Raw genomic sequence first — 25006 nt, forward strand, 5'->3', positions numbered from 1 at the left:
TATGCTGGAAAAATTAAATGATTATTGGAAAGCTTGTTGTTATTTAGCTGCAGGTATGATTTATTTATGGGATAATCCTCTTTTGAAGGAGCCTTTAAAACCGGAACATATTAAGGAGAGACTTCTTGGACATTGGGGAGCAAGTCCTGGACTTTCCTTTGTTTATGTACATGGAAATAGGGTGATAAATAAATATGATTTAAATTGTATATTTATAGCAGGCCCCGGACATGGAGCACCTGGAGTAATTGCACCAGCCTATTTAGAAGGAACGATAAGTGAACTCTATTCTCAATTTAGTCAAGATGAAGAGGGAATGAAAAATCTTTTTAAAGCCTTCTCTTTTCCAGGTGGCCTTGGTAGCCATTGTACTCCAGAACTTCCAGGATCTATTCAGGAGGGTGGAGAGCTTGGGTATAGTTTATCTCATGCCTTTGGTGCAGTATTTGATCACAAAGATCTTATTGCCATAACCGTAGTAGGCGATGGGGAAGCAGAAACTGGTCCTCTTGCCACTTCTTGGCATTCTAATAAGTTTTTAAACCCTGTAAGAGATGGGGCGGTACTTCCTGTGCTTCTTCTCAATGGCTACAAAATAAATAATCCTACTCTTCTTTCAAGGATAGAGAATGATGAACTTATAAATCTTTTTAAAGGATATGGATATGAGCCTTATATAGTAGAGGGAGAAGAATCCTTTGAAGTTCACGAAAAGATGGCAAAAGCTATGGATTCTGCCGTTGAGAAAATAATTAATATATGGGAAGATGCAAGATCTAATAATAAACCTTTTAGACCTTTATGGCCCATGATTATATTGAGGACTCCAAAGGGATGGACCGCACCAAGAAAAGTAGGGGATCACTACATTGAGGGTTATTGGAGAGCTCACCAAGTACCCTTCTCTGATGCCAAGGAAAATCAAAAATCTCTTGAAGTTCTTGAGGCTTGGCTTAGAAGTTATGAGCCTCAAAAACTCTTTACACCTGAGGGGAAATTGAGAGAGGATTTAAGAGAACTTGCTCCAAAGGGCGAAAAAAGAATGAGCGCTACTCATTATGCTAATGGAGGATTTTTGAGGAAAGAATTAAAGCTTCCTGATTTAAAAAATTATGCAGTTAAAGTAGAAAGCCCTATTAATGATGAAGCGGAAAATACTCGTCCTCTTGGTATATTTTTGAAAGAGATTATTAGGTTAAATCCTGATAATTTCAGAGTTTTTGGACCTGATGAGACCAAGTCTAATAGGCTTGATGCGGTATTTGAATATGGAAAGGCATGGATGGCTAAAATATTACCCGAAGATGAAGATGAAGGATTTTTATCTCCTTTTGGAAGAACCATGGAGATGCTTTCAGAACATACCCTTGAAGGTTGGCTTGAAGGCTATCTTCTTACAGGAAGACATGGATTTTTAAATACCTATGAAGGATTTGCTCCTATTATTTCTTCCATGGTAAACCAATTTGGAAAGTGGCTTGACATATCTTCAGATATTCCATGGAGAGCTCCCATATCTTCTTTAAACCTTCTTCTTACATCAGTAGTTTGGAGACAGGATCATAACGGTTTTACTCATCAGGATCCTGGATTTATTACCTCTATTGTAGACAAATGGCCTAATGTGGTAAGGGTATACTTCCCACCTGACGCCAATACCCTTCTTTGTACTGTCTGGCATTGCTTCCAAACCACAAATAGAATAAATATTATTGTTATTGATAAACAAAAACATCCTCAATACTTATCTATAGAGGATGCCTTTAAACATGCCATGAAGGGAATAGGAATTTGGGATTTTGCAAGCAATCATCCTGAGCATGAGCCCGATGTGGTTATAGCAAGCTGTGGAGACATACCTACAAAAGAAGCTATTTATGCGGTAAAGATACTTAAAAAATTGTTCCCTAATCTTAAGATAAGATTTGTAAACGTACTCAATTTATTTACCCTAACTCCTAATACAGAACATCCCGATGGACTTTCCGATAGGGAATTTGACTCCTACTTTACAAAGGACAAACCAGTAATATTTAACTTCCATGGATATCCATGGCTAATTCATAGACTAACTTACAGAAGAAATAACCATAAAAATATCCACGTAAGAGGGTATAGAGAAAACAGAAAAATTGGAATAGATGCAGGATATTTAGCCCCCTTCTTAAAAGGAAGAGGAGGAATAACCACTCCACTTCAACTTGCTATTCTTAACCAGATAGATAGATTTAGTATTGCTATGGATGTGATAGAAAGGGTAGAAGCATTGCAAGACGAAGGTGGATACTACAAAGATCTTTTAAAGAATAAACAGATTGAAGCCTTAGAATATGCATATAATCATGGAGTTGATAAAGAATTTGATGAAAAAGATTTATAATTGAAAAGAAAACATTCATTATAGATAAAGGGGAAGGAATTTACTGCCTTCCCCTTTTTTATTTAAATTTTTTTTGAAGGAATAATTTTGACCCCAAAAGGTTTTATTTTAAATAATAAGTTTTAAAGATTTTTGATATAATAATTTTAAAAGATAAGCTCTGAGGGAATTAAATGTATAAATTTGAATAGGATAAAGAGACAGGGGGAGTTATATTAGTAAGCTCTTCAACTTCAGATTTACCCTCTCCACGTCCAGTTTTTTATGAAGAATTAGACCTCTTGGGTTTTGATAAGTATTGGGAATATCCAAAATCTGAGGAACCTCTTTTATGGAATATTGGTAGAAAATATTACTATTTTGGAGAAATGGTGGCAGAAGTTAGAGGGGGTAATATATTTGAGGATCCTAAGATTTTATTCACAGACAAAGGAAAAGATTTAAAGCTTAAACCAATAGATTTGAAAGGGATGATAGAAAAGAATATAGAACCCTTGAAGGTATTAGAAAATGAAGCCATCGATTTTATAAATGATGTTTATAAAAAATATAAAGAAAAAGTAGATTATTTTATTGTTTCCTATAGTGGAGGAAAAGATTCTCAAGTAGTCTTGGATTTGGTAAGTAAAACTCTACCCCCTGATGAATATATAGTAATTTTCACAGATACTACAATGGAGATTCCACCTACTTATGAGGTGTACGAGAAGACAAAAGAATATTATCAAAAGTTATATCCCAATTTGAAATTTCTATACAGTAAGAAATGAACAACATTCCTATGATTTATGGAAAATATTTGGACCTCCAAGTAGGATAATTCGTTGGTGTTGCTCTGTTTATAAAACTTCTCCTCAAGTAAGGTTTTTAAGAAGATTGAATCCTGACAAGGAAAATTTGAAAATTTTGGTTTTTGATTGGGTTAGAGCAGAAGAAAGTGCAAGAAGGAGTACTTATGAGAGGGTAGGAGAGGAAGTAAAGCATTATACAGTCATTAATTCAAGAGTCATATTGAATTGGTCATTTGTAGAAAGTTTTCTTTATTTATTTTATATAAAGCTTAAAAAAAATAGTGATGGAGGAATATTAATAAACAAGGGATATAGATATGGTTTGGGTAGGGTTGGTTGTAGTGTTTGTCCTTAATTCAGAGTCCTTTTACGACTGGTATTATAAATTTGAGAAAGTTAAAAATATTATAAAAGAGGATGCAGAAAAAATTGTGTTTGTGGATGGTTTGGGTGTTGAATTTTTAAGCCTTTTGCAGGCCATTTTAAAGGAGAAAGTTTTTGATACCAAAGAAAATAAAAAGTCTGCTGAAGTGGGAAAGGAACAGTCTCCAAAGAAGTCTTCTCGTGAAATTGGAAAGCTAAAAGTTAGGAGAAAATCAGAAGAACTCTTTAAGGATTGGGCTAATGATGTATTAACTAAGTATCACTTTGAAGAGATCTCTAAATACCCTAGCCAGAAAATATCTTGGCTATGGACTTGAATATATGGATTTAGTTCAGGAAGGTTATATTGGGCTTATAAAAGCAGTGGATAAATTTAATTGGAGAAGAGGATACAAGTTTTCTACCTATGCTACTTGGTGGATAAGACAAACAATAACAAGAGCCCTTTCGGAGAAAGCTAATTTAATCAGGGAACTTTCAGGGAGAGAAAAGTTTTAGAGTTAAGATATGGATTAAAAGATGGTATTCCGAGAACTTTGGAAGAAATAAGAAAAAGGTGCATCTATCAATTTCTAACTTTTGATTTGTTTTTTCTTTTATGGTATAAATAAGCAAAAATAGAGGGGGTAAGAATTATGAGGAGACTTATATTTATCCTGAGTTTTTTTATATTTTTCTCCTTTTTAAATGTTTTCTCTTTTGCAGATTTTTCTGAGCCTGATGCAAGTATTGTTATTAGCCAAAATACATTAAATAAATTTTTAAATGTGATAGGGGAAGTGGAAAAATCTGATAGATTTAACATCTCAGGAGTTAAAGGAGAATATACTTGGATAGTTAGAAATCCAAGGATAATTTTGCGTAAGGACAAAGCAAGGTTTCAAGCGGATGTTACCGTATCCCTTAAAATGCCACCTTTGAGCTATTCTACTCCTGCCTATGGAGAGGTATCTATAAAATATGATCATGAAAATAATAAGATAAACATTAAAGTAGAAAAAGTTGCCTTTGAGGTTGCTTTTAATATTTTAGGAAAGAAAATAGCCTTAGGAGAGGTAGATCTCTCTAAAATTTATCAAATAGCCTTTACTTTTCCAGGACCAAAGCCTTTTGAGAGTTTTACAGAGGTAAGTATGCCCGATGGAAGTAAAAAGAAAATAAGAATTGATACTATTCCTGTTTTAATGCTTGATGAAGGAAAAATAATTGTGGGAACTCAAGTGAATTATAGTTCTTTAAATGGTAGGTAGAAAGGGTTTTTCTTTATTAGAAATACTTATAGTATTAGGTATTATTTTTATAATTGTTTCTATTTCTATTCCTTTATTTTTGAGAGTTCAAGAGGATGCAAAGAGAAATTCTCAAATTTACAATCTTTCTCTTGTTCAACTTGAAATTGAGAAATTTTACTTAAAAAATGGGAGATTTCCATCCTCAGAAGAAATTCAAAATCTCTTAACTACTAATTTCGTAGAGAACCCTATATGTCCTTATAATAGTCTCAATTATATTTTTACTTCTAATATAACAGCCTTTAGAAATGCTCTTAAAAATAATAATTTTAATAATGCCCACATAATATATTATTATGTATCGGGGAGGACTTATACTCTTTGGTATTATCCTCCTAAATTTTACGTAGGTAATAAAGCTACAAAAATATTCCACTATCCATGGTGCTGGACTTTGCCAGCACCACAAAATCAAGTTTTTTTTAACACGAGAGAAGAGGCTATCAATAATGGTTATAGACCTTGTGGTAATTGTCAACCCTAAAATTTATTTATAAAATTTTGCTCTAACCTCATCCATATTTATTACCTTGTTGTTTAACCTAGATTCTTCAGCAGAAAAAGCCATGAGATGACTTTCTATGGATTCTTCAATATTTGATAATGTCTCTTTTATTTCTCCTTTTAGTGCTTTTACAAATTCCTCCATTATTCCCTCGTCTCCTCCTGCATGTCCTACTAAATCTTTAAAAGGTAAGTTAAGGTTAATTATTTCTTCCTCTTTTCCAAATTTCTGTATGTAAATTTTATTCTCATCAAGATCTCCATAAATTTCTCCATGGGAGCCATAAAGATATATTTTTCTCGTAATCTTATTAGTAAAGGCGGTCATTGTAAAGGATGCATATACATTGTTTTTAAATTTTATAGAAACTTCTTGATGATCAACCACATTGTTATCAGAGTAATATACACATCTTCCATAGGGTCCTTCTCTTAGGGCTTTTAATCTTCCTTCTAAGGAAAGATCTTCAGAAATTACAGAGACAGGCCACCCTGTATAATCACCAAGATAAATTTTCTTGGCGTCATAGGGACAGTCCACACTACAGTCAAGACACCTTTCCTTTGCTTCTTTGGGAGCATTTTCTCTCTTGAAATATCTTAGTTCTCCAAAGGATGATATGGTTTGGGATTTTTCGCCAATAAGAAAGGTTAAAATATCTAAGTCATGACAACTTTTTGCTAAGATTGATGGTGCTGATGTTTCCGAATTTCTCCAATTTCCCCTTACAAAGCTGTGGGCAAAATGGAAAAAGCCAATATTTTCTACTAGATTTATACCAATAAGCTCTCCTATTTCTTGTTTATTTAAAAGTTCTTTAAGTTTTTGGAAAAACATGGTATATCTTAATACATGGGCTACAGTAATACTCGCATTATACTCTTTTGCTACTTTATATAGTTCTTTAATCTCCTCAAGGTTTACTCCAATAGGTTTTTCAAGGAGTATTTTATATCCCCTTTTTATGGCTTCAATTGCAGGTTTTACGTGCATTCTATCCATGGTGGTAATAATTACACCATCGGCAAACTTTTCTTTTTCAAAAACCTCTTCCCAGGTTTTAAATTGTCTTTCGGAAGGAATATGGTGTTCTTTTGCAAATCTTTCTCTTCTTATGTCATTTGGTTCTGCTACTGCAACTACTTTTATGTCAGGTCTTCTTAATATTATCTTTCCATAGGCTTCGTAACCTCTATTTCCTGCACCAATCATTATAACTTCAACAGGTCTCATAATTTATTCTCCTCCTTATAAATTTCTAAAAGTTTATTTATAAATTTCCTTTTTTTCTCTTTATTTCCAAAGCTTAAAAAGGCAAGAAGTATAGCACCAAGTACAGGAGAAAGCTTTGGAGGCTCAACTTTGTAGCCTTCTTTCTCCAAAATATTAATAAACTCTTCTCTTACAATATCATTCTTCTCCAAAACACTCCCACTATAGGTCACAGTTATGGGTTTTTTAATTTTTAGAAATTTATTCGCCGTGGTTACAGTAATAGCTAATTCCTTTGCTGAATCTTTTAATATCTTTAAAGCCTTTTTATCTCCTTCTTTAGCAATCTCATAAGTGATTTTGGCAACGGAGGCAATATTTGATCTTCTATCCTTTTGAGGATCATAAATAAACTCAATAAAATCCAAGTGATCTTTTAAGCTTAGTTTTTTAAAGAGTAATTTGGTTAAATCTGTCTTTCTTTTTCTTCCATCAAGTTCTCTACTTACTTCATTTAATGTCCTATAGCCTATATAATATGCACTCCCTTCATCCCCAATAATGCTTCCCCATCCTGAGACCCTTATATCTTTATTGCCTTTTCTTCCATAGGTAATGGTTCCTGTTCCTGCTACTACATGGATTCCATCTCTTGCTAAATTTCCTCCAGCCCATCCTATAACTACATCATTAACAATAATGTCGGGCTCTATTTTTAGTTCATCTTTTATTATATTTCTTAAAATTTTTATATCTTCTCTAAATTCTCCCACTGCAGGAAGTCCAAAGCAAGATTTAATATCCTTAGGATTTATATCCTTTAATATAGAGGAAAGAAGTTCCTTAAGATTTTTTCTAAAAACCTCTTCTCCATTTTCTAAGATATTTGTAGGTCCTGATGTATTTTTAAAAATGAGGTTACCCTCTTCGTCAAAGAGGTAGGCAATAGTTTTTGTTCCTCCTCCATCTACGCCTAAAAAATACATTTTAATCACCTATTTAACTTGGACTTCTAATATATTATTATCTTTTGTAATTTCCTCAATTTTATTCTCTGGGTCTATGATAAAGGTTAATTTTTTAGGAGTACTTTGTGAAAATTTTAAGGCAAATTCTTGATCTCCATTTTTATCTAATCTTTCCAGATTAAATTCTCCTATAATAATGCCATTTTCGTCTTTTACAACAACTTTTATATTCTTTGCATCCATTAATCCCACATTTCCTACCTTGAAATATACTCTGTCTTTCTTTTTCGTAAATTCCACCTTGCCAAATAAAAGTTCTGGTTTTTGTGGATATCCTATAAAAGCTACTTTTGCTCCCTGAAAGCCAAATTTTTGCTGTATTCCAGGAGTATTTGGATCATTATCGTAAAGTTCTTCTTTTTTCACTTTAACTTCAAAGGTTTTGAATACTTCAGAATCTCCTACCGGAAGTGAAGCAATCATGGGCCAATTTAAACCATTAAAAGTAGTTATTTTTAATGCCATCTCTTCTATACCACCATCGTAGAAAGTCACATAAAATATAGAGTCTTTTTTCTCTTTAAAGGTTAATACTACTCCTGCTCCCCATCCTTCACATTTTCTTGCTTTTGTTCCCCATATATTTTCAATTTCTTTCCATCCATCTCCATACAAAAAATCCTTATCGTTTCTTCCTATAATTATCAGTTGATTTACATTATCAGTAGTATAAGTTCTTTCTTTAATTGGGGCTGAGAGGTCATATACTTTAGATATGTAAAGATCGGTGATAGAATAGAGAAGGTTGTATTTTTGACATACTTCTTTAACATAATTTATTAATTCTACATCATCCTCTTCGGCATAATTTAGGGTGAGAATTATGTAGCCTTTTCTTTTGGCAAGCTCAATTTGTTGTCTTACATATAGATCATTTATAGAGTTTTTTTCGTATTTTCCTGATTGGAAATTGTATCCTGAAGCAAAATCTTCCCAAAGTACTGCATCTATATAATCTCCAGTATATTCAAGAAGAGGAAAGCCTCTGTTTTGTATTAGGATTGCTTTAGGAAAAGTATCTCTTATTTTTTTAATAAGGCTTACCATACCATCTTTAGTTTGAGGAAAAAGTACTGCCGTATCTACTGTGTCCAAGAAAAAGCCATCATAATTTTTGTCTATTAAAAGATTCTTCATCTTGTTTATTACCAAATTTTGCCATTTTTCACATCTTGCATCCATATACCAAGAATTCCAGTTTACATTCTTTCCTAAGACACAGTTTTGTAAATCTGCTGTAGGGGGAGTATCGGATTCTCCGATGGTTACATAAACAACTACCTTTTTGCCCTTTGATCTTAAGTAATTTACCTCGTCTTTGGTAAGGGTATAATCTTGAATAACTATGAGATCATATTTTTCAAGTTTTTCAACTTCTCCTCTACCATAAAAGAATACAAAATTTTTAATATTACTAAGTTGGGATTCCTTTAAGGCAAAAGTATTTTGACAACCAGTTATTAGAACTATAAGTATTATGATAGCAAAGGTTAAAAATGGATTTTTTGAAATTTTAGTCTTCATAGAACCTCACCTCTCGTATTTTATTAAAGAGGGGAGAGAGAGGGATTCCCTCTCTCTCCCCGATATTTCTATAGCTTTTTAGGTTCCAGTTAAATTATTTTCTTCTATAATTTCTTCTATAGTATTATCAGGATCAATGCGAATTTCAGTAGCATTAGAGGCATTTTCAAAAATTAATTCCTTTGTTGTATTTGGATTTAGAAGAGATATTGTTTGAGTTGCTAATATTTGAGGTTGACCATTTTCGTATGAGTAGATGTTAACAGTTACGTTTTCAGCAGGTTTCAATCCTATGTTGGAGATATCAACTACTAAATTAGGTCCCCATTCTACTTTGCTAAATAATAGTTCAGGTTTTTCACCAGGATTTCCTATGTATGCGACTTTTACCGTATCAACACCATTCCCATTAATATCTGCGGCATAAATTGAAAATTGTTGCTGAATTCCCTCTCTACTATTCTCATTGTCATAAAAATCATCTTTGCTTATATTTACTTTTATGACTTGGAACTTTTTAGCAGTATCCGCTTTAATTTCCTCTTTCAAAATATTTTTCCAGTTATATGGAGGAGTTTTATTATCATAAGTGTTTATATATAAGATTTTAGGGGTATCGTCAGCATTATAAATTGCTATATAGAAGAAAGAATCTATGTTTTGGTCAAAAGTGAGTACAAATCCGGCATCCCATGGTTTGCAATACCTCACATCTGTTGAAAATATATACTCTATATCTCCCCAGCCACCATTAGGATCATATCCATATAGTCCATCCTTAGTTCCACTTTGCCATGCATCATTGTAACCTATTAAGATTAGTGAGGTGGTGTTGGTAGGAGTTTCTAAACTTGTTGGAGTTTCTGGTGGTTGAGTGTTTTGTTTTGCAGAACACCCTGCAATGACCATCAAAAATAAGGTAATTGCAAGTAATTTTAATAATTTAGAACTCTTCATTTTCTCAACCCCCTTTTAAATTAAGAGTAGGGAAGAAGTAGCCTTCTTCCCTACTCTTAGCTCTTAGAATTTTCCTAAAGGATCAACAAGAATTAAATTACCCCAGAAGGTAGGATTACCCCAGTTGGGGCTTGCTCCAGGAGCAGAACTCATCATCATTTCTTGATCTAATTTTCCAGGTGTATCGGTATCGCTTGGAGAGAAGGCAAATCCCATTATTAAATCGGGTTCAGGCTTTACCTTTATCAAAGACCATGGTATAGCAACTTCCACAGTATACCCATCGTTGGTTCTTTTTACTGCAATTTTTGCCTTTTTAACTTCATCTGCGAGAACTGGTGGGGTCCATACCCATATTTCGGGAGAAAGGAGTTCAAAATCTCCAGGGCTTATCCCTAATTGATAATCATCCTTGTTGTTTTTATTGTCTTCAAAATCACTTTGGAGATCAGTATCAAACCAAATTTCAATGTGATCTCCTTGCCACATATTTTCTCCTGTTGCTAACTGTACTATACTATCATCTTTTAATACAGCACCAATATATAGATAGGTCTTATCCCAGAGCATATAGTAATATACTGATAGATCATTGGGACCATTCCAGTTTTCTGGAATGTAGTCTACATCACCTTTAAGACCTACGTAGTACCTTGGTGAAAGGAAATATTCACTAATTTTAATGTCTCCATCAATAGTGGGTGGTGTTGTAGTATATGGTACATAGTGGGTCCAAGTGCCTTTTCTTAATTTTATGTCTTCAGCAAAGGATAAAGTTAATGTTAGAAGGAGAACTAAACTTAAGACTAATAAGAAACGCTTCATTTTGAATACCTCCTTTTGATTTTTAAATTTTTGCTTAACCATAAGGTTTTTAAAAATTTATTTTGTCTTTTTCACCTCCCCTTTATTTTTCTAATTTTTTCCAAGCCTCTTGCAAGATTTTGTTAACTCTGTCTTCAGCGGTTTTAGCAGCCTTTTCAATATCAACCTTTCCTTGCCAAGCATAGCCGAGGGTAGTTTCAAGCATATTATTCCATTCTAACCAAGAAGGAGTAAATTCAAGAGATTTGAGTTGTCCCTTTTCATATAGAGAGAAGATAGTGAGAGCGGATTTAATGTTAGGATCGTCGAAATATACTCGGGTTTTCAATTTAAGAGCGGGTATAGCCTGATGTTCTTTTCCCATAATTTCCTGCCCTTTAGGTCCAGTAGCGAACTTAATGAATTCCCAAGCAGCCTCTGGATATTTAGACTTAGAGTAGATAGCGAGGGAAAGTTGGTTAGCGGACATAAATCTTCCAGCAGGTCCTGAAGGTATAGGAGCGATACCCCAACGGAAAGGTAGTTTTCTATAGCTAACAATGAAAGAAGATATTCCGAGTGTAGTTGCGAAGTTTCCAGTCATGAAAGGATCGGAGAGTCCCTGCATGAAGGACTCAGAGGGACAGACCTTATATTTATATCTTAGTTCATACATAAATTTAAGACCCTCAAGGGATTTAGGGTTAGAGTAGATGGTGCAGGATTTTTTATCCTTAGAGAGTACAGTACCTCCTGCGCTCCAAATGATAGGATAGAGTCCACCCTCACCCCAAGTAGGGACATAAGTTCCCCAGATTTCAGGAGTACCATCTTTATTTTCATCTATAGTTAATTTTTGAGCTGCCTCAATCCATTTATTCCAATCCCAAGACCAGTCAGGATATTTAATCTTATACTTATCAAAAATATCTTTGTTGTAGAACATTATACCGCCTAAGGTGATATCCCTTATCATAGCGTAAATCTTTCCATCCCATTCACAGAGTTCTGGATTGTAGTAATAATTTTTGAAGTTGATATCTTTTTTAGCCCAGTCAGTTATATCTTTAAAGACGCCCTTAGAGGCAAGATCAATAAAGTAGGCTCCACTTATTAGCATCACATCTGGTGCATTTCCAGCTGCAATTCGGTTTTGTAGTTGTTGCCAATAAGCTCCCCAGGCAGCAGATTCTAAATTAACAAATATTTTATTTTGGGACTGATTAAAGGCGTCAACGATTTTTCTCTCTACTTCAATTTCCCTTATATCTCCCCATCTCATGTAAGTAATTTGGATTTTGCTCTGTCCAAGAGCTGAAAGAGACAATAGGATTAAACTAATTAGTGAAATAAATAAAAATTTTCTCATAGAAACACCTCCCTATTATTTTAGTCCTGCTTGGAGCATAATACCCTCAATAATATACTTTTGAGTAAGTAGGAATAGGAGCAATATAGGAAGCACTGCAATGGTAGATCCAGCCATAATATAGTTCCAATATCCAAAACTTTGTCCTTGAAGGAAGGACAAGCCAGCAGTAATAGTCATTTTATTTATATCGTTTAGATAGATTAGGGGACCAAGAAAGTAGTTCCATTGATTTATAAAAGTTAGAAGAGCTACTGTTACAGTTACAGGCAAAGATAAGGGGACATATATCCTATAAAAAATTTGCCAAAAAGAAGCTCCATCAATTCTTGCAGATTCAAAGTAGGATTTAGGAACACTTCTGTAGAATTGTCTTAAAAGAAAGATCATGTATGGTGCACCTGTAAAGGTAGGTACCCATAATGGCTTTAAAGTGTTGATCCATCCCAAGTACCTAAAAAGAATGTATTGGGGAATCATGGTAACGTGAAATGGAACCATCATTGTGAGAAGCAATATGGAAAACCAAAAACCTTTACCTTTAAAGTTCATCATGGCAAAGGCAAAAGCAACAATAGATGAAGATAATAGTACACCAATGGTAGAAACAATAGAGAGGAATAAAGAATTTTTAAGCCAAGCAATAACTGGTGCAATTTGAAATAACTCCTTATAATTTTCCCATCTTAGCTTTGAAGGAAAGAGGGTAGGTGGAAATTTAAAAATCTCCCCCCAATCTTTTAGAGATGTAAAGAACATCCATATGAAGGGAAGTAACATTAGAACACCTATACCAAATAGAATCAAGATTAAGATTAAATTATTTATTCCCTCTAATTTGGTTTTATTCATTTAATATTCCTCCCATTCATTGATAAAACACGTACTTCTTTTCTATCTTGAATTCGATATAAGTAACAAATCCTATTATTAGTGTTAAAATCCAGGCAATAGCTGAAGCTTTTCCTATTTTGAAATATTGGAAAGCATTTTGGAATAGGTAATATACTATGGTCAAACTGTGCTCATCTGGCCTTCCATTAGTAGCAATATAGGAAATGTCAAATACTTGGAAAGACCATATAAAGGAAGTTACCAATACAAAGAAAGTAGTGGGAGATATTAAGGGAATAGTTATTTTAAAGAAGATTTGCCATTTATTAGCTCCATCTATCTCTGCAGCCTCATATATTTGGGGATCTATAGCTTGTAGCCCTGCCGTAAAAAGGACAATATTGTATCCTATTGCTCCCCAAACAGCAATAATTATTAAAGAAGGGATTATCCAATTCGGATCGCCGAGCCAATTAGGTCCTTGAATTGAGAAAAATTTTTTAAGTAGATAATTTATGATGCCTACTTGGGGATGCAGTAGCCATACCCACACTACTGTATTTGCGACGGCAGGAGTTACAGAAGGAATGAAATAGATAGATCTTAGTACAGAGAAAATACTCTTTGGCCTATTCATAAGGTAAGCGAAAAATAGGGATATGAAGGTTGAAATAGGAACCGAGAAGGAAAAGAGCAAAGTGTTTCTTAGAGATTTCCAAAAAAGTTCATCTTCCAACAAGGATAAGAAGTTATTAAATCCAATTAATTTAGGTGCACTTATAAGATCCCATTCTGAAAAACATAAGATAATGGAAAAAATTAGGGGACCAAGACCAAAGAATATTAATCCAAAAAGCCAAGGTGATAGGAAGATATATCCTATTAGGTTTTCTATAAATCTATAGCTCTTTTTTATCATAATAGTAACTCCTTTATTTTTCTAATTTTTTCCAAGCCTCTTGTAAGATTTTGTTAACTCTGTCCTCAGCGGTTTTAGCAGCCTTTTCAATATCAACCTTTCCTTGCCAAGCATAGCCGAGGGTAGTTTCAAGCATATTATTCCATTCTAACCAAGAAGGAGTAAATTCAAGAGATTTGAGTTGTCCCTTTTCATATAGAGAGAAGATAGTGAGAGCGGATTTAATGTTAGGATCGTCGAAATATACTCGGGTTTTCAATTTAAGAGCGGGTATAGCCTGATGTTCTTTTCCCATAATTTCCTGCCCTTTAGGTCCAGTAGCGAACTTAATGAATTCCCAAGCAGCCTCTGGATATTTAGACTTAGAGTAGATAGCGAGGGAAAGTTGGTTAGCGGACATAAATCTTCCAGCAGGTCCTGAAGGTATAGGAGCGATACCCCAACGGAAAGGTAGTTTTCTATAGCTAACAATGAAAGAAGATATTCCGAGTGTAGTTGCGAAGTTTCCAGTCATGAAAGGATCGGAGAGTCCCTGCATGAAGGACTCAGAGGGACAGACCTTATATTTATATCTTAGTTCATACATAAATTTAAGACCCTCAAGGGATTTAGGGTTAGAGTAGATGGTGCAGGATTTTTTATCCTTAGAGAGTACAGTACCTCCTGCGCTCCAAATGATAGGATAGAGTCCACCCTCACCCCAAGTAGGGACATAAGTTCCCCAGATTTCAGGAGTACCATCTTTATTTTCATCTATAGTTAATTTTTGAGCTGCCTCAATCCATTTATTCCAATCCCAAGACCAGTCAGGATATTTAATCTTATACTTATCAAAAATATCTTTGTTGTAGAACATTATACCGCCTAAGGTGATATCCCTTATCATAGCGTAAATCTTTCCATCCCATTCACAAACTTCCGGATCGTAATAATAATTCTTAAGATTTATATCTCTCCTTATCCATTCGGTTATATCTTTGAACACTCCCTTTGAGGCTAAGTCTATGAAATAAGCTCCATCCATTAAGATCACATCTGGTGCATTTCCAGCTGCAATTCGGTTTTGTAGTTGTTGCCAATAAGCTCCCCAGGCAGTAGATTCTAAATTAACAAATATTTTATTTTGGGACTGATTAAAGGCGTCAACGATTTTTCTCTCTACTTCAATTTCCCTTATATCTCCCCATCTCATGTAAGTAATTTGGATTTTGCTCTGTCCAAGAGCTGAAAGAGACAATAGGATAATCAAAAAGCTAAAAATTAAGAACTTTTTCATTTTCAAACCCCCTTTAAAACTTGACTACTTTACTCAAATTCCTTGGGCTCTCTACATTTATGTTTTTACTTTTAGCAATATTTAGACCTAATATTTGTCCCCATATGACTTTTAAGAAAAGGCTTTCGGGAAGATCGGAAATGTAAAAGTCAGATCCCTTTCCACCTATGGTTATTACTTCTGCCCCATAGCTTTTTAGTTCATCGATTAACGGTTCTTCAGCCTGAATTCCTTTTGTATATATAGAAACTAAAAAGCCCTTTTCAAGAAGAGATTTGGGACCATGTCTATATTCAAAAGTAGAATAAGCTTCTATCTTTGAAAGCGACATTTCTTCCAACTTTAGGGCAGATTCTCTGGCAATACCTTCCTCTGCTCCAAGTCCTAAGAATATGTAGTGGTTATAATGGGTATAGTTTGAAGATAATTCATTGGCAGTATTTATTATCTTTTCAATTTCATTTAGTAGATCTTTGTATATGCTTAAATCTTCTCCTTTAACAAAACTTGCTATCATCTCTATGGTAAGAAGCATAGAGGAGAAGGATTTTGTCATAACAATAGCGTCCTCTTTTATGGGCAGAACAATGGAATTTTGAGATATTTTTACTAAAGAGCTTTCTTCCTCTAAGGTGATACCAAGGGTTGGAATTCCATACTCTTTAAATTTTTCTCCTGCCTTAACTACTTCGGTAGATTCTCCAGAGCGAGATATTAATATGGCAGATCTTCTTAAGTTTTTGAAATCTCCTATATTTTCCTTTGGAGAAAACCATATCTCTCCTCCGGGAAGAGCTTTTGTTTCCATGTTAGTTTTAAAGGTGAAAAATCTACTTCCCGAAAGGCTTAAGTATAAAGAAGTTCCACAACCTATAAAATATATAATGTCGGAATTTAAGATAAATTCAGGAAGATTATTACTTTTTAAGTAATTCTTAACATAATCAAAAACCCTTGGAAGATCTGTGATTTGTTCTTTTATTTCCTTTTCTACGATATACATAAACAAACCTCCTAAACAACAAATTTTTGACTCCATTCAGGGATTTTTTTGAACTCTTCAGGTATAGAATCGGAAACTATGTAATCTAAGTCATCAAAATCGCATACTTTAAAAGGTACCGATAAATTAAATTTTGAACTGTCCGCAACAAGTACTTTCTTTTCAGCTTTTGAGATTATGGTTTTTGCTACTTCTGCCTCTTCCATATCAAAGAAGGTGATACCATTTTTAATATCTACCCCGTTAGCCCCAAAAAAGTAGTAGTCTATTTTCCCTATCTCTTGGAAGAATTTAATCACATGTCCTCCTATGCACTCAAAGGATTTTTCTTTTGTGGTTCCTCCTGAATGGATCAATCTGAAATTTTTCCTTAAATTTATTACTGCCCAAGCAGTGGTGATAGAGTTAGTTAAAATGGTTAAATTAGTAATAGGACTTTGATCTAAGGCTTGTACCATGTAATATATGGTAGTTCCACCACTCATGGCAATGATAGAGCCATCTTTTAAAAGGGATAGAGCTTTTTTGCCTATTTCTTTTTTGATTTCTTTGTTTTCTTCAAGTTTTAAGAAAAAGGAATTCTCTGAAGAAATACTTGTTGCTGTTGCTCCGCCTCTTACTCTTTTTATAAGTCCTTGTTTTTCCAAAAAGTTTAAGTCTCTCCTTACGGTGATTTCTGAAATAGATAATTCTTTTGCTATCTCTTGTACTGTAAGATAACCTTTTTCTCTTATTAGTTGTAAAATCCTCTCAAATCTATATTCTTTCATTTTCATTCATTTTAAATCAATATTTGAATTTTTTATTATTATAACAGATATTTTAGAGATGTAAAAGGGGGGGAGTGAATTTTATTATTCTTCCTTTAAGGCTTAATTTTGCCATATCTACAAAATTAGATCGTTAAATTTTAAAATTGATCTTTTTTAATCATTTTTATTGTAAACTTTGATTATAAATGATATAATAGCACTAAAAAGTTAAGGGAGGTGTCTTCATTGAAAAAGCTTCTTAGTCTTTTAGTGGTTTCCCTTTTGGTCCTTTTAATGATGGCTTCAGGACAAAAGACAGTAACTATTAGATATGGTGTATGGATGAGTGAGCAATTAGATGGTATAAAGGCTCAAATTTCTACTTTTGAAAAGAGGTATCCCAACATAAAAGTGAAGCTTGAGCATGTACCTTGGGAAGATTATTGGACAAAGCTTCAAACCATGATGGCAGGGGGAGATTGTTGGGACGTTTTTACTATGGATACAGGTTTTTATTTACCCGATTATGTAGCGAGAAATGCATTGGTAGATATTACTCCATTCATAAAAAAAGACAATCTGGATTTGAGTGTATATCCATCAGGAGTTTTAAAGCTACATAATTTTGAGGGTAAATATTATTCTCTGCCCAGAGACTATGATACTATAGGGATGTTTTACAATAAGAAAGCCTTTGATGAGGCAAAACTTAAATATCCTGATGGGAATTGGACTTGGGAAGATTTAAAGAAGGCAGTTGAGAAGCTAACTAAGAAAGATGCCAAAGGGAATATAGTAAGGTATGGGATTACAGTAGATGGAGGTCCGCTATCAGTTTCGCAAGCTTTCTTATTCCCCATGATTTTATCTCTTGGTGGAGATTTAGTTAAGGATGGAAAAGTAGTTTTTGATAGTCCTCAAGTTAAGGAGGCATTAAGTTTTGCGAGGGAGTTAACGGAAAAAGGTTATGCTCCAAAGCCAGGAGTAACCAGTGGAGATCTATTTATTGCAGGGAAGAGTGCTATTAACTTTAGCGGATCTTGGATGTTAGGATATTATGCTGAAAATATTAAATCTTTTAACTTTGGGGTTGTCATGATTCCAAAATCAAGGACAGGAAAGAGGGCAAATATTTCTGACTCCTTGGGTAATGTTATCTGGAGTAAGACGAAGAATTTGGATGCTGCATGGACTTTTGTAAAGTGGATGGCGAGCAAAGAGGCAGCAGAGATTCTTGGAAAGTCTGGTACTGTAATTCCTGCATATAGGGGTACCGATACCTTGTGGATGCAGAGTTTTAAGAGATTTGGAAAGGAAAAAGATGCAAAGGTGTTTATAGATTCGGTGAAGTACACCAATCCATGGCCTCAAACAAGGGGATCTAGCGAGTGGTTTGACAGATGGGAGACTTATTATATAGTTGAGATTATAGCAGGGAGATTAGGAGTAGAAGAAGGTTTGAAACAAGCCACAGAAGAAATTAATGGGATTATTGAAAAGGCCTCTCAATAAATTGATTTTTTGGGGAAGGGGCTATAAAGGTCTCTTCCCCTTTTAAGGTGGAGGTTATAGAAAATGAGGGTTCTTGGAGGAATACCTAAGTACAAACAGGCAATTTATTTTTTTGTCTTTATAGTTTTTTCTTTAGTTTTTGCCCTTCTTGCTTACTATATACCTTTTGGAATTTCCTTTAAGCTTGCCCTTTCTAAATATGACGCCATTTCAGAGCCTCAATATATAGGATTAGAAAACTTTAAAAAGATTTTTCAAGATAAGGTTTTTTGGATATCATTGAAGAATTCTTTTTTATATGCTCTATATGTGGTACCTACAGCAGTAATTTTGAGTTTTCTTATTGCGGTTGGTTTAAATAGGAATACTAAATTTTTTAGATTTTTAAGGGTTTTTTATTTCATTCCTACAGTGACCTCTTCCGTTGCTATTAATTTTGTATGGCTTTGGTTTTTCAATCCAGAGTATGGACTCTTAAATACTATATTAGGATTTTTAGGGGTAAAAAAGATATACTGGCTAACAGATCCTAAGATTGCACTATTTTCTCTTGCTATTGTAGGTATATGGGGTAGTTTAAGTTATAATATTATTCTTTTCCTTGCAGGACTTCAAAATATTCCGTCTACCTATTACGAGGCAGCATCCCTCGATGGAGCAACTAAAAAAGATATGTTAATTCATATTACTCTTCCCCTTATGACTCCCATCATCTTTTTTGTACTTATAATGCAGATTATTAGTTCAGTGCAGATGTTTGAAAGTGTTTTTATTATGACAAGGGGAGGACCTGGATACTCTACTTATACCCTTGTCTATTATATCTATCGTAATGGTTTTAATTGGTTCCGAATGGGATATGGAACTGCTCTATCTTGGATTCTTTACTTTATTCTTTTAATCTTAACTATAATTCAGTTTAATCTCCAAAGGAGATGGGTATACTATGAGTAATAAAATCATAGCCCTCCTGCTCATTATTGGTGCTTTAATTATGTTTATCCCCTATTGGTTTATGTTGGTGGTTTCTTTTGAAACTATTGAAGAGGCATCTGCGGTGCCTCCTCATCTTTTTCCTTTAAATCCTATAATTAATAATTATAAAGAAATATTTATAAAGCTTGATTTTGGAAGATACTTTTTAAACTCTCTTATGGTTACTTTAAGCCTTGTGTTTTCTCAGATTATTCTCTGTTCTCTTGCGGGTTATGCCTTTGCAAGGCTTTATTTTCCTCTTAAAAATGTGATTTTTTTGATTTTTCTTTCGGTAATAATGCTTCCTGGAATTGTCTTGTTAATTCCCAGGTATTTGATCTTGAAAAATTTGTCCCTTGTTAATACCTTGATTGGAGTGATCCTTCTTGAGATATTTAGTGAGTTTGGCATTTTCCTCTATAGGCAGCACTTTTTGTCCATGCCTATTGAGATGGAGGAGGCTGCAATAGTAGACGGAGCTAATATGTGGGATATATTTTGGAAGATTATGATGCCTCTATCAAAGCCTATTACTTTGTCCTTTGGACTCTTAGTTTTTATTTATGGTTGGAATTTATTCCTTTGGCCTCTAATTGTTATAACATCTCCCGAAAAGAGAACTTTACCCATAGCAATAGCGCTTCTTCAGGGGCAATATTTTAGTAATTGGGGAGTAATTATGGCAGGTGGAGTTATTGCTTCTCTTCCACCTATAATTCTTTTCCTCTTTACTCAGAAAAGTTTTGTAGAAGGAATAGCCTTTAGTGGGCTTAAATAATTTAAAGTATGGAGGTGTGAATGAATGAAGATTAGTTTTATTGGAGCAGGAAGTGTAGTATTTACCAGAAATCTTTTGAGGGACTTGGCATTATTTTCTGAGTTTGATGAAACAGAGATAGCTCTTATGGATATTGATCCTGAGAGGTTAGAAGTTGCAAAAAAGATAGCAGAGGAGATAAAAGAAAAGAAAAATAAAAACTGGAATATTAAAGGTTATATGGATTTAAAATCTGCTATTGAGAATTCTAAGTATGTGATAAATACTGTCCAAATTGGTGGAAAATCTGCTACTTATGTGGATTTTGATATACCTGAAAAGTATGGCTTAAAACAGACCATTGGGGATACCCATGGAATTGGTGGAATAATGAGATTTTTGAGAACAGCGCCATTTTTAAGAGAGCTTACTCGGAATATAGAAGAATATGCTCCTTCCGCCTTACTTTTAAACTTTACAAATCCTATGTCCATGAATCAGTGGTATATTAATGATATCTCTGAGATTGACACAGTGGGCTTATGCCACTCCATACCCTATACTATTGAGCAAATTTCAAGTTATGTGGGAGTTCCTTCTAAGGAAGTAAATTACAAAGTAGCAGGTATTAACCATATGGCTTGGGTTTTGGTCTTTGAAAGAAATGGGGAAGACCTTTATCCCCTTTTATTTAAGGCTATGGAAAAGAAGGAAATATGGGAGAAGGATCCTGTAAGATTTGAGATACTAAGAATGTTTCATTATTTCGTGACCGAGTCTTCAGAACACAATGCAGAGTATGTTCCATACTTTATTAAGGATGAAGAGTTAGTTAAAAAACTTAATATTCCCATAAGGGAATATATAAGAAGGGTAGAAGAAAATGAGAAGGTTTTTGATGCCTTTAGAGACTATTATTTAAGAGGAAATAAGGAGGCATATGGGGTAGTGAAAGAACATTATGGGGACGAAGATGATGATGCTTCAAAGGAATATGCTATTCAAATTATACATGGAATAGAGACAAATAATTCAAAGCTTGTTTACAGTATTGTTAGAAATGATGGGATTATAGATAATTTGCCTATGGATTGTATGGTAGAAGTTCCATGCTACGTAGATAGAAATGGGGTTTCTCCATTAAAAATAGGATATCTACCTGATCAACTTGCAAGTTTAAATCTCTCTCATATAAATGTTCAGAGGCTTGCAGTAAAAGGTGCCATAGAAGGGGATAAAGATTACATCCATTATGCTGCTCTTTTAGACCCCTTAGCTTCCTCTTTGCTTTCTCCAGAAAAAATCCATATGATGGTGGAAGAATTATTAAAGGCTCATGAAGAGTATTTAAAAGATCTTTTTAGAAAGTAGGTGAGAAGGCATATGTGGCTAAGCAAAGATTACCTTAGGAAAAAGGGAGTTTATTCTATATGCAGTTCTAATTCTTATGTGATTGAGGCAAGTATTGAATTTGCTAAGGAAAAAGGTGATTATATCCTGATTGAAGCAACTCCTCATCAAGTGAATCAGTTTGGTGGATATTCAGGAATGACTCCTGAAGATTTTAAAAATTTTGTAATGAAGATAGCAAAGGAAAAGGGTTTGGAAGAAGATAAGATAATTCTTGGGGGGGATCATTTAGGTCCCCTTCCTTGGCAAGATGAACCTTCACCAACAGCAATGAATAAGGCGAAGGATCTTATCAGGGCTTTCGTGGAAAGTGGCTATAAGAAGATACATATTGATTGTAGTATGCCTCTTTCCGATGATCCTAAAGTGCTTCCTTATGAAAAAATAGCAGAAAGAACAAGAGAGCTTTTTGAAATTGCCGAAGAGACTGCAAGAAAATATAATTTTCAGCCTGTATATGTGGTAGGAACTGATGTGCCTATAGCAGGAGGTGGTGAAGAAGAAGGAGTAACTTCTGTAGAGGATTTTAGATCTGCAATCTCTTCATTAAAGAAATATTTTAATGATGTCCCTAATATATGGGATAGAGTAGTAGGTTTTGTAATAATGCTTGGTATAGGATTTAGTTATGATAAAGTATTTGAATATGATAGGGATAAAGTGAGAGGTATATTGGAAGAGGTGAAAAGAGAAGACTTATTTGTAGAGGGTCATTCTACCGATTACCAAGCAAGATATGCATTAAGAAATATGGTAGAAGATGGAGTAAGAATTCTGAAGGTGGGTCCTGCTTTAACTGCAGCCTTTAGAAGAGGAGTTTTCTTGCTTAGTAATATTGAGGATGAAATTATACCTGAAAGGGAAAGATCTAATATAAAGAGAGTCATACTTGAGACAATGCTAAGGGATGATAGATATTGGAGAAAGTATTATAAGGATTCGAAGAGGTTAGAATTAGACATTTGGTATAACTTATTGGATAGAATTAGGTATTATTGGGAGTATGAGGATGTAAAAATGGTTTTAAACAAGCTTTTTGAAAACTTTTCAGAGGGTGTTGATATTAAGTTTATATATCAATATTTTTATGATTCATATTTTGATGTGAGAGAAGGAAAAATGAAGAATGATCCAAGAGAACTTATAAAAAAAGAGATAAAAAGAGTTTTGGAGGATTATAGCTATGCTATAAACTTATAATCGTTCCCAAGGCTCTATATCGCCTGCTATAACTTTAAATATAGGATGTACTTCAATTTTCTTTGTATTTTTTATCTCTTTATATTTTTTTATATCTCTTATTATAAGCTTTTTTAATAGATGTTGAAATTCATAATATATTTGTCCTTTTGAGACAGGGATTTTATCTGTTATCTCTACCTCTACAATTTTCTTTTTGTCAAAGTTATAGCCTCTTCTTTTAGCTTCTAAGAAAATTTGAAAAAGATAGGCATTAATATAAAGTACTGGATCTTCTGTTTTTTTAAATCTTTCTAACTGGGGATGATTTCTATAGCCTTTAGTCCTTCCTTCTAATACTTTTTTGGCAAGTAGTCCCTCTCTCCAAACTGCTAAAAGCCCTTTAGTATCTAAATATTTAGGATGTATAGACCATAAACGCATTTAAGTTTCATTAATTTTAATAAATAGATTCAAAGTCGTAAGAATAATAGATTGTTATTCCTTTACTTTTTGCAAATTCTTCTGTTTCTGGTTCTGTCATATATGTGACTATGATGGGAAAGATTGCTCCTTCTATTACCTCTCTAATATCCTTTAGCCTGTCTATAAAGTCAATTATATGCCTTAAGGAAAGATTTGCTTTTGCTTCTCCCACTATAAATATCTCTTTTCCATCCCTTTCTCCCTTCCCTAAAATATTTATCTCCATAGGTTCTCCCTTTTTGTTCTCTATAAACTTTCTGATGAGTCTTTCTTTTACCTCAATTCCAAAATCTCTTTTTAAAAGGTAAGGAAGAGATCTATAGGCTCTATCCTCAAGTTGGAAATCAATACTATGGGATAGTTCTCCTAATTCCTTTGCTATTCCATTTATTTGTTTCTGCATATTTTTCATGGCTAAAGTAAGCTCTCTGATTTCCTCTTCAGTCTTTCTCTGGGCTTCCGTTAGAGCCTCAACGGCGGTTTCTAACCTAGCTATTCTCTCTTCGGATTTTCTCTGAGCTTCTGTTAGAGCTTCCAGTCTCTCTTCAGTTCTTCTTTGTGCCTGAACAAGCTCCTCAATCCTCTCTTCGGTTTTTTCTTGAGCAGAGATAAGTCTCTCTACTGCAGATTTTAGATCCACAATTTCTTTATGAATAGGAATTCTTACTTCAAGCTCCTGAAGAACTATCTCTCTTACAATAGGATATAATTCTTCTTTTGGTATTGCCATTTAATAAATTCCTTCTTGGTTTTATCTTATCATGTCTAATGTCTTTTTATCAACAACACCCTCCATAGGACCTCTTTTGGTTACACTTAAAGCTCCTATTATGTTTGCTCTTTTTAATGCATCTTCAATGGTATAACCCTGAAGTATGCTTGCTACAAATCCAGCATCAAAACAATCTCCTGCTCCTGTTGGATCAACCTCTTCCACTTCTATGGGAGCCACTTTGTATACTTTGTCTTTATAATATGCCTCTGCTCCATGTTTTCCTTTTTTAATTACAATAATTTTTTCCTCTTTATTTACCTCTCCAATTATGGATAGTTCTCTTTCTCCCGAGAGAATGATTTTTGATTTTGATGCTATGTTTTTGATGGTTTCTAAGTATTCTTTCGAAAGTCCAAGCTCTACTCTTATATTGGGATCAAAGCTTATTAATTTGCCATATTCATAGGCAAGATTTACAGCTTTGTGTATAGCTTCTTTTACATTATCCTTTATCGCCAAAGAGCATCCCATTATGTGTAGGGCTTTTATATTCTTTATTAAATCTTCTGTTATATCTTCTGGATAAATACAGCTTGCAGCAGAGTGAGGTAGATGAAAAATAAATTTTCTTTCTCCATTGGAAAAGTAAGTTACAAAGGCAATTCCAGTAATATATTCCTGGGTTTTCTTTATTAATCCAACTTCTACACCATCCTTTTTCAATCTTTCAAAAACATTTCTGCCAAAGTCATCTTCTCCGATGCATCCTAAGATTCCACCTTTAAGTCCTAATTTTACTATTTGATCAATAAAAATTGCAGGAGCACCACTTGGATATGGTCCTAAAAACTCTCCGGGATGTAAAAAATCTTGATCAATTTTTTTTGCCATTATCTCTACAAGAATTTCACCTATGGTTAACACATCTAATTCCATAATTTT

General features: G+C 34.0%; 25 protein-coding genes and 1 pseudogene. 12 read left to right on the forward strand and 14 right to left on the reverse strand.

The annotated features are described in order from the left end of the window. The first annotated feature begins 1 nt into the window (after position 1). The 7 genes and pseudogenes from DTUR_RS01845 (at position 2) to DTUR_RS01875 (ending at position 5331) form a co-directional block, all read left to right on the forward strand. Positions 2–2380 carry a phosphoketolase family protein gene (locus DTUR_RS01845; RefSeq protein ID WP_012582758.1) on the forward strand — a complete coding sequence of 793 codons (2379 nt, stop codon included), beginning with the start codon at positions 2–4 and terminating at the stop codon, positions 2378–2380. A 281-nt stretch (positions 2381–2661) separates the two neighbouring features. Then, a complete protein-coding gene (locus tag DTUR_RS01850) occupies positions 2662–3150 on the forward strand; it encodes a phosphoadenosine phosphosulfate reductase domain-containing protein (protein ID WP_164930972.1) in 489 nt (162 codons plus the stop codon). A gap of 49 nt (positions 3151–3199) precedes the next feature. Then, complete coding sequence (locus DTUR_RS01855; protein ID WP_341271219.1) at positions 3200–3526, forward strand: hypothetical protein; 327 nt, start codon at positions 3200–3202, stop codon at positions 3524–3526. Further along, entirely contained in the window at positions 3489–3872 is a 384-nt protein-coding gene (locus DTUR_RS01860) for a hypothetical protein (protein WP_164930974.1), read from the forward strand. The genes DTUR_RS01855 and DTUR_RS01860 overlap by 38 nt, the downstream gene beginning before the upstream one ends. Then, positions 3826–4026: pseudogene (locus tag DTUR_RS01865) on the forward strand (sigma-70 family RNA polymerase sigma factor); the annotation flags it as partial. The gene DTUR_RS01860 and the pseudogene DTUR_RS01865, both read left to right, overlap by 47 nt. A 164-nt stretch (positions 4027–4190) precedes the next feature. Continuing rightward, positions 4191–4805, forward strand: coding sequence for a hypothetical protein (locus DTUR_RS01870; RefSeq protein ID WP_164930975.1), 615 nt, complete (start codon positions 4191–4193; stop codon positions 4803–4805). Next, positions 4795–5331 (forward strand): Ada metal-binding domain-containing protein, encoded by a 537-nt coding sequence (locus DTUR_RS01875; RefSeq protein WP_164930976.1) that lies wholly within the window; start codon positions 4795–4797, stop codon positions 5329–5331. Before DTUR_RS01870 ends, DTUR_RS01875 begins: the two co-directional genes overlap by 11 nt. Before the next feature lie 3 nt (positions 5332–5334). On the opposite strand, the gene DTUR_RS01880 is transcribed toward DTUR_RS01875, so the two are convergent. From DTUR_RS01880 to DTUR_RS01930, 11 genes are all read right to left on the reverse strand, one after another. Beyond that, positions 5335–6585, reverse strand: coding sequence for a Gfo/Idh/MocA family protein (locus DTUR_RS01880; RefSeq protein WP_012582759.1), 1251 nt, complete (start codon positions 6583–6585; stop codon positions 5335–5337). Continuing rightward, positions 6582–7550 (reverse strand): N-acetylglucosamine kinase, encoded by a 969-nt coding sequence (locus DTUR_RS01885; RefSeq protein ID WP_012582760.1) that lies wholly within the window; start codon positions 7548–7550, stop codon positions 6582–6584. Before DTUR_RS01885 ends, DTUR_RS01880 begins: the two co-directional genes overlap by 4 nt. Before the next feature lie 9 nt (positions 7551–7559). Continuing rightward, positions 7560–9116: an endo alpha-1,4 polygalactosaminidase gene (locus tag DTUR_RS01890; RefSeq protein WP_012582761.1), complete on the reverse strand. Its 1557-nt coding sequence runs from the start codon at positions 9114–9116 to the stop codon at positions 7560–7562. Positions 9117–9194: 78 nt separating this feature from the next. Next, positions 9195–10073, reverse strand: a complete 879-nt coding sequence (locus DTUR_RS01895) for a CARDB domain-containing protein (protein ID WP_012582762.1) — start codon at positions 10071–10073, stop codon at positions 9195–9197. A gap of 63 nt (positions 10074–10136) precedes the next feature. Further along, complete coding sequence (locus DTUR_RS01900; RefSeq protein WP_012582763.1) at positions 10137–10898, reverse strand: sugar-binding protein; 762 nt, start codon at positions 10896–10898, stop codon at positions 10137–10139. A gap of 82 nt (positions 10899–10980) precedes the next feature. Beyond that, the gene (locus DTUR_RS01905; protein ID WP_012582764.1) at positions 10981–12246 is read right to left on the reverse strand and encodes an ABC transporter substrate-binding protein; all 1266 of its coding nucleotides are present in this window, start codon (positions 12244–12246) and stop codon (positions 10981–10983) included. 15 nt (positions 12247–12261) lie between these two features. Further along, positions 12262–13098: a carbohydrate ABC transporter permease gene (locus tag DTUR_RS01910; RefSeq protein ID WP_012582765.1), complete on the reverse strand. Its 837-nt coding sequence runs from the start codon at positions 13096–13098 to the stop codon at positions 12262–12264. A gap of 16 nt (positions 13099–13114) precedes the next feature. Next, the gene (locus DTUR_RS01915; protein ID WP_012582766.1) at positions 13115–13999 is read right to left on the reverse strand and encodes a carbohydrate ABC transporter permease; all 885 of its coding nucleotides are present in this window, start codon (positions 13997–13999) and stop codon (positions 13115–13117) included. A 13-nt stretch (positions 14000–14012) separates the two neighbouring features. Continuing rightward, positions 14013–15275 (reverse strand): ABC transporter substrate-binding protein, encoded by a 1263-nt coding sequence (locus DTUR_RS01920; RefSeq protein WP_012582767.1) that lies wholly within the window; start codon positions 15273–15275, stop codon positions 14013–14015. A 13-nt stretch (positions 15276–15288) separates the two neighbouring features. Then, entirely contained in the window at positions 15289–16278 is a 990-nt protein-coding gene (locus DTUR_RS01925; RefSeq protein ID WP_012582768.1) for an SIS domain-containing protein, read from the reverse strand. Positions 16279–16289: 11 nt separating this feature from the next. Then, complete coding sequence (locus tag DTUR_RS01930; RefSeq protein WP_164930977.1) at positions 16290–17048, reverse strand: DeoR/GlpR family DNA-binding transcription regulator; 759 nt, start codon at positions 17046–17048, stop codon at positions 16290–16292. 219 nt (positions 17049–17267) lie between these two features. On the opposite strand from DTUR_RS01930, the gene DTUR_RS01935 reads away from it, so the two are divergent. The 5 genes from DTUR_RS01935 (at position 17268) to DTUR_RS01955 (ending at position 22884) form a co-directional block, all read left to right on the forward strand. Further along, complete coding sequence (locus DTUR_RS01935) at positions 17268–18542, forward strand: ABC transporter substrate-binding protein (protein ID WP_420536165.1); 1275 nt, start codon at positions 17268–17270, stop codon at positions 18540–18542. A gap of 63 nt (positions 18543–18605) precedes the next feature. Next, on the forward strand, positions 18606–19496 hold the full coding sequence (locus DTUR_RS01940; RefSeq protein WP_012582771.1) for a carbohydrate ABC transporter permease: 891 nt from the start codon (positions 18606–18608) through the stop codon (positions 19494–19496). Then, positions 19489–20295, forward strand: coding sequence for a carbohydrate ABC transporter permease (locus tag DTUR_RS01945; RefSeq protein ID WP_012582772.1), 807 nt, complete (start codon positions 19489–19491; stop codon positions 20293–20295). Before DTUR_RS01940 ends, DTUR_RS01945 begins: the two co-directional genes overlap by 8 nt. Positions 20296–20319: 24 nt before the next feature. Continuing rightward, positions 20320–21645, forward strand: a complete 1326-nt coding sequence (gene melA, locus DTUR_RS01950; protein ID WP_012582773.1) for an alpha-glucosidase/alpha-galactosidase — start codon at positions 20320–20322, stop codon at positions 21643–21645. A 12-nt stretch (positions 21646–21657) separates the two neighbouring features. Further along, positions 21658–22884, forward strand: coding sequence for a class II D-tagatose-bisphosphate aldolase non-catalytic subunit (locus tag DTUR_RS01955; protein ID WP_012582774.1), 1227 nt, complete (start codon positions 21658–21660; stop codon positions 22882–22884). On the opposite strand, the gene DTUR_RS01960 is transcribed toward DTUR_RS01955, so the two are convergent. From DTUR_RS01960 to DTUR_RS01970, 3 genes are read right to left on the reverse strand one after another with little or no spacing between them, the layout of a single operon-like run. After that, positions 22879–23307, reverse strand: a complete 429-nt coding sequence (locus DTUR_RS01960) for a pyrimidine dimer DNA glycosylase/endonuclease V (RefSeq protein ID WP_012582775.1) — start codon at positions 23305–23307, stop codon at positions 22879–22881. The genes DTUR_RS01955 and DTUR_RS01960 overlap by 6 nt on opposite strands. A gap of 16 nt (positions 23308–23323) precedes the next feature. Next, positions 23324–24079, reverse strand: a complete 756-nt coding sequence (locus DTUR_RS01965; protein WP_012582776.1) for an ATP-binding protein — start codon at positions 24077–24079, stop codon at positions 23324–23326. A gap of 21 nt (positions 24080–24100) precedes the next feature. Beyond that, positions 24101–25000 (reverse strand): sugar kinase, encoded by a 900-nt coding sequence (locus tag DTUR_RS01970; protein ID WP_012582777.1) that lies wholly within the window; start codon positions 24998–25000, stop codon positions 24101–24103. Positions 25001–25006: the final 6 nt, after the last annotated feature.

The sequence above is a fragment of the Dictyoglomus turgidum DSM 6724 genome, assembly GCF_000021645.1.
In the GTDB taxonomy this organism is placed as follows: Bacteria; Dictyoglomota; Dictyoglomia; order Dictyoglomales; family Dictyoglomaceae; genus Dictyoglomus; species Dictyoglomus turgidum.

Bases quoted from the DNA above. Each gene is read 5' to 3' on its own strand.
- DTUR_RS01880 (WP_012582759.1), bottom strand. From the start codon at position 6,585: ATGAGACCTGTTGAAGTTATAATGATTGGTGCAGGAAATAGAGGTTAC.
- DTUR_RS01920 (WP_012582767.1), bottom strand. From the start codon at position 15,275: ATGAAAAAGTTCTTAATTTTTAGCTTTTTGATTATCCTATTGTCTCTT.
- DTUR_RS01860 (WP_164930974.1), top strand. From the start codon at position 3,489: ATGGTTTGGGTAGGGTTGGTTGTAGTGTTTGTCCTTAATTCAGAGTCC.
- DTUR_RS01965 (WP_012582776.1), bottom strand. From the start codon at position 24,079: ATGGCAATACCAAAAGAAGAATTATATCCTATTGTAAGAGAGATAGTT.
- DTUR_RS01940 (WP_012582771.1), top strand. From the start codon at position 18,606: ATGAGGGTTCTTGGAGGAATACCTAAGTACAAACAGGCAATTTATTTT.
- DTUR_RS01925 (WP_012582768.1), bottom strand. From the start codon at position 16,278: ATGTATATCGTAGAAAAGGAAATAAAAGAACAAATCACAGATCTTCCA.
- DTUR_RS01875 (WP_164930976.1), top strand. From the start codon at position 4,795: ATGGTAGGTAGAAAGGGTTTTTCTTTATTAGAAATACTTATAGTATTA.
- DTUR_RS01945 (WP_012582772.1), top strand. From the start codon at position 19,489: ATGAGTAATAAAATCATAGCCCTCCTGCTCATTATTGGTGCTTTAATT.
- DTUR_RS01870 (WP_164930975.1), top strand. From the start codon at position 4,191: ATGAGGAGACTTATATTTATCCTGAGTTTTTTTATATTTTTCTCCTTT.
- DTUR_RS01900 (WP_012582763.1), bottom strand. From the start codon at position 10,898: ATGAAGCGTTTCTTATTAGTCTTAAGTTTAGTTCTCCTTCTAACATTA.
- DTUR_RS01895 (WP_012582762.1), bottom strand. From the start codon at position 10,073: ATGAAGAGTTCTAAATTATTAAAATTACTTGCAATTACCTTATTTTTG.
- DTUR_RS01845 (WP_012582758.1), top strand. From the start codon at position 2: ATGCTGGAAAAATTAAATGATTATTGGAAAGCTTGTTGTTATTTAGCT.
- DTUR_RS01960 (WP_012582775.1), bottom strand. From the start codon at position 23,307: ATGCGTTTATGGTCTATACATCCTAAATATTTAGATACTAAAGGGCTT.
- DTUR_RS01955 (WP_012582774.1), top strand. From the start codon at position 21,658: ATGTGGCTAAGCAAAGATTACCTTAGGAAAAAGGGAGTTTATTCTATA.
- DTUR_RS01915 (WP_012582766.1), bottom strand. From the start codon at position 13,999: ATGATAAAAAAGAGCTATAGATTTATAGAAAACCTAATAGGATATATC.
- melA (WP_012582773.1), top strand. From the start codon at position 20,320: ATGAAGATTAGTTTTATTGGAGCAGGAAGTGTAGTATTTACCAGAAAT.
- DTUR_RS01905 (WP_012582764.1), bottom strand. From the start codon at position 12,246: ATGAGAAAATTTTTATTTATTTCACTAATTAGTTTAATCCTATTGTCT.
- DTUR_RS01890 (WP_012582761.1), bottom strand. From the start codon at position 9,116: ATGAAGACTAAAATTTCAAAAAATCCATTTTTAACCTTTGCTATCATA.
- DTUR_RS01930 (WP_164930977.1), bottom strand. From the start codon at position 17,048: ATGAAAGAATATAGATTTGAGAGGATTTTACAACTAATAAGAGAAAAA.
- DTUR_RS01910 (WP_012582765.1), bottom strand. From the start codon at position 13,098: ATGAATAAAACCAAATTAGAGGGAATAAATAATTTAATCTTAATCTTG.
- DTUR_RS01970 (WP_012582777.1), bottom strand. From the start codon at position 25,000: ATGGAATTAGATGTGTTAACCATAGGTGAAATTCTTGTAGAGATAATG.
- DTUR_RS01885 (WP_012582760.1), bottom strand. From the start codon at position 7,550: ATGTATTTTTTAGGCGTAGATGGAGGAGGAACAAAAACTATTGCCTAC.